This window comes from Brevibacterium sp. (assembly GCF_031179145.1).
Lineage (GTDB): Bacteria > Actinomycetota > Actinomycetes > Actinomycetales > Brevibacteriaceae > Brevibacterium.
On the sequence record NZ_JAPSIB010000038.1, the window covers coordinates 1 to 10480 of the forward strand.

Annotated in this window: 9 protein-coding genes; 5 read left to right on the forward strand and 4 right to left on the reverse strand. The window is 68.3% G+C overall.

The features are described from left to right. The 3 genes from RIT73_RS16970 to RIT73_RS16980 form a co-directional block, all read right to left on the reverse strand. On the reverse strand, positions 1-1063 hold a 1063-nt coding region (locus RIT73_RS16970), incomplete at its 3' end, for a LacI family DNA-binding transcriptional regulator (RefSeq protein WP_309133286.1). A gap of 99 nt (positions 1064-1162) precedes the next feature. After that, the gene (locus tag RIT73_RS16975) at positions 1163-1873 is read right to left on the reverse strand and encodes a sulfite exporter TauE/SafE family protein (RefSeq protein ID WP_309133287.1); all 711 of its coding nucleotides are present in this window, start codon (positions 1871-1873) and stop codon (positions 1163-1165) included. Then, entirely contained in the window at positions 1870-3270 is a 1401-nt protein-coding gene (locus RIT73_RS16980; RefSeq protein ID WP_309133288.1) for an amidohydrolase family protein, read from the reverse strand. The genes RIT73_RS16975 and RIT73_RS16980 overlap by 4 nt, the downstream gene beginning before the upstream one ends. 87 nt (positions 3271-3357) lie before the next feature. Here RIT73_RS16980 and RIT73_RS16985 point away from each other — a divergent pair, with 87 nt between their 5' ends. Next, complete coding sequence (locus RIT73_RS16985; RefSeq protein ID WP_309133289.1) at positions 3358-4632, forward strand: methyltransferase domain-containing protein; 1275 nt, start codon at positions 3358-3360, stop codon at positions 4630-4632. A 13-nt stretch (positions 4633-4645) separates the two neighbouring features. On the opposite strand, the gene RIT73_RS16990 is transcribed toward RIT73_RS16985, so the two are convergent. After that, complete coding sequence (locus RIT73_RS16990) at positions 4646-5782, reverse strand: M24 family metallopeptidase (protein ID WP_309133290.1); 1137 nt, start codon at positions 5780-5782, stop codon at positions 4646-4648. A gap of 237 nt (positions 5783-6019) precedes the next feature. On the opposite strand from RIT73_RS16990, the gene RIT73_RS16995 reads away from it, so the two are divergent. The 4 genes from RIT73_RS16995 to RIT73_RS17010 all read left to right on the forward strand — a co-directional run. Beyond that, complete coding sequence (locus tag RIT73_RS16995) at positions 6020-6910, forward strand: LysR family transcriptional regulator (RefSeq protein ID WP_309133291.1); 891 nt, start codon at positions 6020-6022, stop codon at positions 6908-6910. 163 nt (positions 6911-7073) lie between these two features. Then, complete coding sequence (locus RIT73_RS17000) at positions 7074-7991, forward strand: 5-dehydro-4-deoxyglucarate dehydratase (RefSeq protein WP_309133292.1); 918 nt, start codon at positions 7074-7076, stop codon at positions 7989-7991. A 56-nt stretch (positions 7992-8047) separates the two neighbouring features. Beyond that, positions 8048-9712 (forward strand): aldehyde dehydrogenase (NADP(+)), encoded by a 1665-nt coding sequence (locus tag RIT73_RS17005; protein ID WP_309133293.1) that lies wholly within the window; start codon positions 8048-8050, stop codon positions 9710-9712. Continuing rightward, positions 9705-10480, forward strand: a 776-nt coding sequence (locus RIT73_RS17010; protein ID WP_309133294.1) for an NAD(P)-dependent oxidoreductase, incomplete at its 3' end; no start/stop codon positions are given. The genes RIT73_RS17005 and RIT73_RS17010, both read left to right, overlap by 8 nt.

Sequence of the window (10480 nt, forward strand, 5' to 3'; positions counted from 1 at the left end):
GTGGGGCCGCCGAGGCGATCGCCTCGGCGGCCTTCTTCGCTTCGTCAGAGCCCTCGAGAACGGCGATGAGGCGGTCGACGGCGACCTTCGCAACCTCCTCGAGGTGCAGGTCGATCGCCGTCAGCGGCGGCGTGGAGGTGCGGGCGCGGATCCCGTCGTAACGGGTCGTCACGAGCAGGTCCGTGCCGACTGCTCTGCCCACGTCGGCAGCCGCGCGGACCGCGCCGGTGGCGAAGGCATCGATGGGAACGCAGATCCCGTCGACCTCGGGATGGTCGAGCAGCAACTGCCTGGCGGCACGATGGGCACCGTCCTCACCTTCGGATTCGTCCGCCTCGGCGATGAGCGGGGTGAACCCGGCCTCCGCGGCGATCCCGCGGTAGACGCTGATCGCGGCCTGCTGCGAGCGGCGGCCGCTCGCTCCCACGACGAGGCTCGGCTGCGTCGCCCCGCGCTCGCACAGATGGGAGATCATCAGCTCGGCGGTCTCGCCGTGGTGGAGGTCGACGACGGGGGCGTGACTGCCTTCGCCGGCCGCCTCGCCGGAGCCGCCTCCTCCGGCCGCGGAACTGCCTTCGCCGGCCGCCACCTCGGCGGGGCCGTCGACGATGACGAACGGGATGCCCCGATCGCGGAGTTCGGCGACGAAGGGATCGTCGGGCGCCGGCTCGAGGACGAGTGCACCGTCGACGTCGAGGTGATCGAGAGCGCGCCGGTTGTCACCGGGCGGGGCGAGGACGAAGACGTAGTCGCGCAGCAGCGCCGTGCGCGCGCATCCCATGGCGAGTTCGGTGAAGAAGCCCAGCTGGGAGGGTCCGGCAGACACTGCCGAGGGCATCGAGTTGAGCAGGGCCAGCGCCTGGGACCGACCGGATCGCAGACCGCGGGCGCGGGCGCTGGGCCGGTAGTTGAGCGCGGCGGCGACCTCCTCGACCTTCGCCCGGGTGTGGGCATTGACCTTGCCGAGACCGTTGAGCGCGTGGGACACGGTGGTGCGTGAAACGCCGGCCGCACGCGCGACGTCGGCGATGGTCGCCCGGTTCGGGCGTGAGGAGGAACCCATGGGCTCAGACTACTGGACCAGTGGCGGCAGGCCGACGAACACCGGAAGGCCGGCGCTCACTGGCAGGCCCTCGACCCATACTCATCTTGAACACCCGGCTCACGCCTGAATGATGACGACGGCCCCGGAGACGATCGCGAAGCCGAGCACCGTGTAGCGCAGCACCGGGCCGTCGAGGCGGTGGTGGACGTAGCGGCTGAGGAACGACCCGATGGCGAGGAACGGCAGCAGTCCGGCGGTGACGAGGATCGTGCGCTCCTCGACCTGTCCGCTCAGGGCGAGGACGATGAGGGAGATGATCTCCCCGACGAGGAAGCACACCGCCACCGTCGAGCGCAGTTCAGGTCCCGGGCTGTGCTGGTAGGCCAGCGCATAGGGCGGGCCGCCCACCCCGGTCGAAGTCTCGGTGATGCCGGTGACGACGCCGACCGTCGCCAGCGCCGTCTTGTTGGGCGTGAACTTGGGGGCGAGCAGCGCCACGATCGCGGCGATCATCGTCGACCAGCCGATGAGCAGCGCCAGCTGGTGGAGGTTGACGATGACGAGGATCCACAGCCCCAGGAACGTCCCGGCGAAGCGCCCGACGCTGATCCACTTCACCCCGTGCCAGTGGATGTCCGCCTTCTCGCGCACCGCGATGTAGGCGTTGAGCGGGATCATCAGCACCAGCAGCATGACCGGGATGAGGCTGGGGTCGATGAAGCTGACGATGGGCGCGGTGATCATCGCGAAGCCCATCCCCGTCGAACCCTGCACGAAGGCCGAGAGGAGGACCGTCACCGCGATGACGATGAAGGCGACAAGGGTCATCGCTGGTTCAGCCAGGCTTCGCGGTGGACTGTCGCCGATGGGTCGATGAGGGTGATGGACGAGTTCGACACGACCCGGTCGGCGACCTCGCGGGCCCGTTCGAGCAGGGCCTGGCCGTCCCAGTCGACTGGCCATCCGCCTTCGAGTCGCAGCCTGCCTCCGACGATGACCGATTCGATCTGGTCCCGGTTGCCGATGCGCACCAGCTCCCAGGACACGTCCCACGAGGGCACGAACTCGGGCACGTCGAGGTCGACGACGAGGAGATCTGCGTACGCCCCGGCGGCGATCTCTCCGACGCGACCTGCCAGACCGACCGCGTCCGCACCGCCGCGGGTGCCCTGCTCGAGCCACGTCCAGCCGCCGCCGGACGAGGAGTCCCCGACGTCCATCCCCCAGGTCAGACGCTGCGCGGTCTCGGCGGCGTCGAGGAGACGGAACGCATCGGAGCGGGTGCCGTCGGTGCCAAGGCCCACACGCATCCCGAGCTCGTGCATGAGCAGCGCAGGCGCCACGGAGTTGCCCTTCCAGGAACTCGCGACAGGGTTGTAGGAGATCGAGCCGCCGGCCTCGGCGAGGAGGCGGATCTCACGCGGGGTCAGCAGGGTCGCGTGCGCGGCGAGGAGTTCAGGGCCCAGGGCGCCGAGGCGGGCGAGGCGTTCCAGCGGACGATCGCCGGTGGCGACGAGCGAGCGTTCGACGGCGACGAGGTGTTCGTTGAGGTGAGTCTGGAACGTCACTCCGGCCTCGCGCGCCAGGGAGGTGATCGCCACCAGTCCGTCGTCGGAGGCGGCTTCGGGGATGGAGATCGCCAGCGAAGGATGGATGAGCTCCTCGGCGTCCCACCGACTCAGGTGACGTTCGGCGGCGGCGACCACCTCGGCGAGGTCATTGCTCCGCCCACCACCGCCGAGGTCGTTGCAGATGACGCCGAGCACGCACCGCAGCCCGACCGCGGAGGTGACGTCGGCGATCGCGGAGACGTCGACGCCGGCGCGGGTGCCGGCATCTGCCACGGTGGTGAACCCGCCGCGCAGGGACTCCCAGGCGGCGAGCTGAGTGGCGACCTCGACCGCCTCGGCGTCCATGTGCTTCTCCATCGGCACCCACACCCGCTGGAAGATCTCGGAGGGTTCGCCGAAGACGAGGGATTTGCCGAAGGACTGCGTGAGGTGGTGGTGCGCGTCGACGAAACCGGGCATGAGCAGCCGACCGGGCAGGTCGATGCGGACGACGTCCGCAGGCGCCTCGGCGGCGACGACGTCGACGGGGCCGACCGCGGCGATGCGGCCGTCGGCCACGAGCACGGCGTGAGAAGTCTGCGGACCGGCGGGCAGGAGAACCTGGTCGGGGATGAGCAGCGTGGGGGCCTCGTGGAGTGTGCGCAGCTGGGTCATGTCATCCTTCGCGTTCGCCGAGCCTTCGGCCAAATCGATTTGGCTGACCAATTCTACTGCCCCGACGTGCGCGGGTAAAATGGAGGGATGACCTCCTCGCCCCTCCCGCTGACCGTCGCGGTGGACGGGCATCTCAACTGCCGCTACTTCACCAGCGGCGCCTGTCGCTCCTGCACCCTGCTCGAGACACCATATCGGACCCAGGTGAGAGACAAGGAAACCTGGTGCCGCGAGGTCCTGGACGATCATGCTCCCAGCGACTGGCTGCCGGCCGCGACGGGGCCCGCCGCAGGTTTCCGCAACCGGGCGAAGCTCGCGGTGGGCGGCGCCGCCGGCGCGCTCACGCTGGGCATCCTCGACCAGGAGTTCCACGGCGTCGACCTGCGCGACTGCGGAATCCAGGCCCCGGCGATCCGCGGCGTCATCCCCGTCCTCGCCGGGTTCCTCGACGAGACCGGCCTCGAACCCTACGACGTGCCCCAGCGCCGAGGTGAGCTGAAGTTCGTCCACATCACCGCGGCCCCGTCGGGTGACCTGATGATCCGGTTCGTCGTCCGCACCCAGTTCGGCCTCGAGGTGCTGGCCTCGCGCCGCGAGCAGCTGAGGCAGCTGGTTCCCCGCGCCACGGTCCTGTCCGTCAACCTCCTGCCCGAGCACAAGGCGGCCCTCGAAGGCAGCCACGAGGTGATGCTGCTCGGCGATTCCCTGCGAATGGACCTCGGCCGAGTCGACCTCCACCTGCGCCCACAGAGCTTCTTCCAGACGAACACAGCCGTCGCAATCGCCCTCTATGAGCAGGTCGCGGACTGGGTCGAGGAAATCGCACCGAGGAACCTGTGGGACCTGTACTGCGGGGTCGGCGGCTTCGCGCTCCATTGCGCGCGAGGGGTGACCGGCAGCGAGTCGTCAGAGCGTCGGGTGACCGGCGTCGAGTCGTCAGGGCGTCGGGTGACCGGCGTCGAGGTGAGCGAACAGGCCATCGAGTCGGCGAAGCTCAGCGCTGCGGAGCTCGGCGTCGACGCCCGGTTCCTCGCCGCGGATGCGACGGAGTTCGCCGAGGCGGCCCTGGGCTCTGCTGGTGACGGCGCTTCCCTTGCGACCCTGGGCTCTGCTGTCGACGGCGTCGAGGACCCGGACCTCATCATCGTCAATCCACCTCGGCGAGGGATCGGGGCAAAGCTCTCCGCGATCCTTGAGGACTCCGGCGTCGAGCACGTCGTGTACTCGAGCTGCAACCCACTGTCCTTGGCCAAGGACCTCGACCGGATGCCGAGCTACGAGGTGACGCAGGCTCGGGTCTTCGACATGTTCCCGCACACGAAGCACCTCGAGGTCGCAGTCGTCCTGCGGCGTCGCGGCTGACGCCCGCGCCGGTTCACAGCTGCAGCGTGACCGGGCGGGCGATGCCGTTGACGGTGGCCGTCGGCCACCGGCCATCGGCGGTGAGAACCTCGATGGGGCCGGGCCCCTCCCCGTGGAACACCACAGTGTCCTCGACCTTCGCGCCGATTCCCAACGCCTGCGAGTGCGCGCTCGGGTTCCACGCGAACGCCTGACCGGTCTGAACGATGTCGGGGACGTCGGGGGTCAGCATGGGATCACGGCCCACGTAACCGGCAGCCCCACCCTGATGATGCCGAGTCCACTCCTCCGCGTCGAAGCGGCGGGGGTAGGACCGCTGAATCGTCGTCATCATGTCCCGCAAGGGGCGTCCGTCCCACAGGTCGGAGAAGATGTCGGCCTCCACCTCGAGGAGCTTCGTCTCGAATTCCTCCTCCCCGTCCTTCGGGTCGCCGAACCTGACCCAGCGCGTGAGGTGGGCCAGCATACCCTTCCGTCGACCGGAGATGACGAGCATGGCTCTCCGCCCCAACTTCGCCTCGGTGGGCAGCGGGTGCCGGTAGGCCGCGCGCGCTTCCCCGCAGGCCAGAAGGACCAGCGGCTCCGCTCCCTGTCGTCGCGCCGCGTGAGACAAGTCCGCAGTGAGCTCGAGCTCGCTCATCTCGGGTTTCGCAGCTAAGAGCACATCGCTCATCGCCGTCGCAAGGTCCTGTGCAAGGTGCCGATAGCGGTCGAGTTCGGCGTCGAGGAGGACCGCCCGGGCAGCGCGCAGGGCAGGGGCGTGGTCGCCCTCGGCATCGATGGCCCATTGGTCCGCTCCCGGGACGGAGTCGACGAAGGTGCTGAGCGGTTCGTACCAGGGGACGGGGTGGACGGTGACGAAACCGTCGTGGGCCAGCGACTCAGGGACTTCCTCGGCGAGGATCCGGTTGACTTCGTTCGCGGCGATCCCGAGGTCGATCCCGGACCGGGTGACCAGGGCCTGGAATACCGGACCCGACGCCGCATCGACCGTCACGCGGGCACCCGCGAGCAGCCAAGACAGGCTTCCCGCGGTGTTGAGAATCAGTCCGTCGAGGGCGCGTTCATCGAGAAGCGCGACGAGGCGTGCGTGCTTGGCCGCCACCTCGGCGCGGGTGCCCTCCGCCTCGGTGCGAGTGTCATCCGTCATGGTTCGCCTCCTGTTCTGCGGAAGAATCAGAGTCGCTAGGTCTGCTCATTGTGGCATCACGCACCAATAGGCGTAAATCACCGCCGTGGAAGTGGAGGAACTGCGGCTGTCGAGGTGTAGTGCAGAGCCGCAGGTTGGCGATGCGGCTATCGGGATGTATCGCAGAGCGGAAGCTGATTGCGCTTGCCTGTATTCTCAACGAGACCCCTGTCCCGCGATGACTGGAGACTCACTGCCGTGTTCACCCTCGATCAAGCTCGGGCGTTCGTCGCGGTCGCAGAGGAGCTGCATTTCTCCCGCGCGGCAGAGCGCCTTCACATGACTCAGCCGCCGTTGAGCAGGCAGATCCAGAAGCTGGAGGGCAGCCTCGGCGTGCACCTGCTTCTGCGGGAATCCCGCGGGGTGCGGCTGACGGCGGCCGGCGAAGCCTTTCTCATCGAGTGCAGGCAGCTTCTCGAGAAAGCGGAGTCGGCGCCTGTCCGGGCCCGCCTCGTGGAGCAGGGGAAGATCGGCCTCCTGCGCATCGGGCACACCTCGACGGCGTCGTTCGCCGTGCTCGGCAAGCTGCTGCGCCACATCAACGCCGACGCCCCCGGAGTGAAGGTGGAACTGCGGGAGATGGTCACGAGCAAACAGCTCGAAGGCCTGACGGACGGCACTCTCGACATCGGTCTGGCACGGCCACCCGTGCCCGTGGAATTCATCGACTCCGCTCCCCTGCTGCTCGAAGGGCTCGTCGTGGCCATGTCCGACGACCATCCCTTGGCCAGACGCGGTGAACCGGTGAGCGTGGAGGAACTACGCACCGAACCGCTCATCATGTACTCGATCACCGAGGCGCAGTACTTCCGCGACCTCGTGGTGTCTCTCCTCCACGTCTCGGACGAGCAGATCACCTACACCGTCAGCCAGGCGCTGACCATGGTGACCCTCGTGGCCGCGGGCCATGGCAGCGCTGTCATACCGGCGTCGGCGGCGATGTTCTCCTTCCCGGGGGTCACGGTTCTGCCGCTGCGCGAATCGCCGGAGGACGCCGTTCAGCTCCACGCCATGTGGTCGATCGAATCGAACAATCCCGCCCTGCGCTCCGCCCTGCCGGTCCTTGAGCGCCTTGCCGTGAAGCCGTGACTTCGTGACTCCGGGACTCAGGGGCTCCGGGACGAACTCACGATACCTTGCGGGTATCAGATAATGTGAAAATTGGCTTAGACAGGAATAGTTCGCACCGGTAGCGTCGAAGACATCAACTCCTTCGGTGCTCGATCGGGCACCCCCGTCCTGAGAGGTCGACGTGACTGATTACGCACCCACCGAGCTGGCGAATGTTCTGAAGAACGGTCTTCTGTCATTCCCGGTCACCCCCTTCGACGATTCGCTCGCCGTCGACGAGAACACGCTCCGGAAGCACCTGGAATGGCAGTCGAGCTTCGACGTCGCCGGCCTCTTCGTCGCCGGCGGCACCGGTGAGGGTTTCTCCCTCACCCCCGAGGAGGCATCCCGAGTGAGCGCGATCGCCGTCGACACCGTGCGCGACGGTGTGCCCGTGCTCGGGTCAGCCACCGGCAACACGGCCCAGGCGATCGCCTCGGCGCGCGCAGCCGAGGAAGCCGGCGTCGACGGGCTCCTCCTGCTTCCGCCCTACCTCACCGAAACCACGCAGGAGGGTCTCTTCGCCCACGTCTCAGCGGTGCTCGAAGCCACCTCGGTGAGCGTCATCATCTACAACCGCGCGAACGCGCACTACTCCGCAGAGACCGTGGCGAAGCTCGCCGAGAAGTACCCGCACTTCATCGGGTTCAAGGACGCCAACGGTGAGATCGAGCATCTGGCGCGAGTCCGGGCCCTCAACGGTGACCGGCTCATCTACATCGGCGGCCTGCCGACGGCCGAGACCTACGCGCTGCCGCTGCTGAAGATGGGATTGAGCACCTACTCCTCGGCGATGTTCAACTTCATCCCGGAATTCGCCCTCGACTTCTACGCCGCCGTGCGCGCCGAGGACGAGCCGAAGGTCAACCGCATGATCTCCGACTTCGTGCTGCCCTACCTCGACATCCGCAATCTCGGTTCGGGGTACGGCGTGTCCATCGTCAAGGCCGGGCTCAATGCCGTGGGGCGCCCTGTCGGATCGGTCCGTCCGCCGCTGCGCGATCTCTCGGAGGCTGAGCAGGACCGTCTCGCCACCCTGCTCAGCGGCCTCACCAACTGACCGCCAGGGTCGTCCACACCTCGGTGTCCTCGACACCGTCACAGGGAAGGAATCACATGCAGAACAATGAAGCATCCACCAGCGTCGACACCGACGTGAGCGAAACCATGCATTCGATCGTCGCCGGGCGGGAGCTCGAAGGCCAGGGCGGGACGACGCGAGCGGTCGATCCGGCGACCGGTGCCGAAACCGGCCCCGAGTTCACCCTGCTCAGCAGCGAGCAGCTGGTCAGCGCCACCTCGGCGGCCGAGGAGGCCTTCGACAGCTACCGGAAGGCGACGCCGCAGCAGATCTCCGACCTTCTCACGGCCATCGCCGAGCAGATCGAGAACCGGGGCGAGGACATCGTGGCCACGGCCATGACGGAGACGGGACTGCCCCAGGCCAGGCTGCAGGGTGAACTGGCTCGCACGACGAACCAGCTGCGCCTCTTCGCGAACGTGGCGCTGCGCGGCGACCACCTCGGCGTCAGGATCGAACCGGCACTGCCCGAACGCTCGCCGCTGCCGCGCCCTGACCTGCGGCAGAAGCGGATTCCGCTCGGCCCTGTCGGTGTCTTCGGCGCCTCGAACTTCCCGCTGGCGTTCTCCGTCGCGGGCGGGGACACGGCCTCGGCGCTGGCCTCCGGCTGCCCGGTCGTGGTCAAGGCGCACAACGCCCACCCGGGCACCGGACACCTCGTCGGCGAAGCCGTCTCCGCGGCCGTCGCCGACCAGGACGTGCACCCGGGAGTCTTCTCCCTGGTCTACGGTCGCGGCGCTGACATCGGTCAGGAACTCGTCGCCGATCCTCGGATCCGCGCAGTCGGCTTCACCGGGTCCCGGTCCGGCGGAACGGCTCTCATGGCCACCGCCGCAGCCCGCCCGGTCCCGATCCCCGTGTATGCGGAGATGAGCTCCGTCAACCCCGTCTTCGTCCTGCCCTCGGCGATCGCGGAAGGCTCCACCGCCGAGGAGCTGGCGAAGGGATTCGTCACCTCGCTCAACGGCTCCGCCGGCCAGCTGTGCACGGCTCCGGGGCTCATCTTCGTTCCCACCGGCAACGCCGGTGACGAATTCGTCGACTGCGTTGCCGCCGAGGTCGCCACGGCGACCGGCCAGACCATGTTGACACCCGGCATCTGCGAGGCTCGGACGCAGGGTGCGGACCGACTCGCCACCAGCGCCGGAGTGAACGAGGTCGGTCGAGGCACTGAGGGGCAGACCGCGAATGCGCCCGCACCCGCGGTCTTCAGCACCGACGTCGCCCGGTTCGTCGGCACCCCGGAACTGTCCGATGAGGTGTTCGGAGCGGTCTGCCTCATCGTTCGCCATGACTCGGACGAGGAACTGCTCTCGGCTGCGAAGAACCTCGTCGGCGAACTCACCGCGACGATCCACCTGAGTGAGAGCGACTCCGCCGACCTCGAGCGGGCCGCGGCCCTCGCAGAACTGCTCGAGCAGCGCGTCGGTCGCATCCTCTTCAACGGCTGGCCCACGGGGGTCGACGTCGGCGATGCGATGGTGCACGGAGGCCCCTACCCGGCGACCTCCGACGGTCGCTCCACTTCGGTGGGAACAGCCGCGATCGAGCGTTTCCTGCGCCCCGTCGTCTTCCAGAACGCGCCGGCTCCCGTCCTCTCCGCGGCGATCCGGGACGAGAATCCCTGGAGTCTCACTCGCCGAGTCGACGGCGTCGTGACCCTGGCCGATTCTGCCGGCGATGGCGGATCCGATGTCTGATCGGATCATCGTCACCGGTGGCTCCGGCCGCCTCGGTCGCAGCGTCGTGGCGGGTTTCGCCGCGGCTGGCCGTGAGGTGGTGAGCATTGACCGCGTGCTCCCGCAGGATCCGAGTGACGGAGTGGAGTATCGTGCGGTCGACCTCCTCGATGCCGGGGCCACTGCCGCGGTCTTCGCCGAGGTGGCCCCCGCCGAGGTGGTGTCCCTGGCCGCGATCGCGGTGCCGTTCAGCGCACCCGAGGACGTCATCCTCCGCACGAACTCCGTCATCGCTCACAACGTCACGGCCGCCTCGGTGGCCGCCGGTGCCCGGACCGTCGCCATCGCTTCGAGTCCGTCGATCATGGGCTACGGCGCGCCAGTCGAGTGGACGCCGCCGAAGCTCCCTCTCGACGAGACGGTGACGCCGCAGCCCTGGCACGCATACGGCCTGAGCAAGTACATGGCCGAGCAGGTTGCGGGGATGTTCGCGCGGCAGACGGACGCGGTGAAGTTCGTGTCGTTCCGTCCCTGCTTCGTCATCGCGCCCGAAGAATGGGAGGGCGCACCGACTCAGCAGGGCCACTCGGTCGTCGAACGACTCGACGACTCGGCGCTGTCAGCCGTCGCCCTGTTCAACTACGTCGACGCCCGCGACGTGACCGGCTTCCTGCTCCAGCTGCTGGCCCGGATCGATGACGTCGACAACGGCGAAGTGTTCTTCGTCGGTGCGGCGGACGCACTGGCACGTCGTCCACTGGCCGAACTCGTGCCCGAGCACTTCCCGCA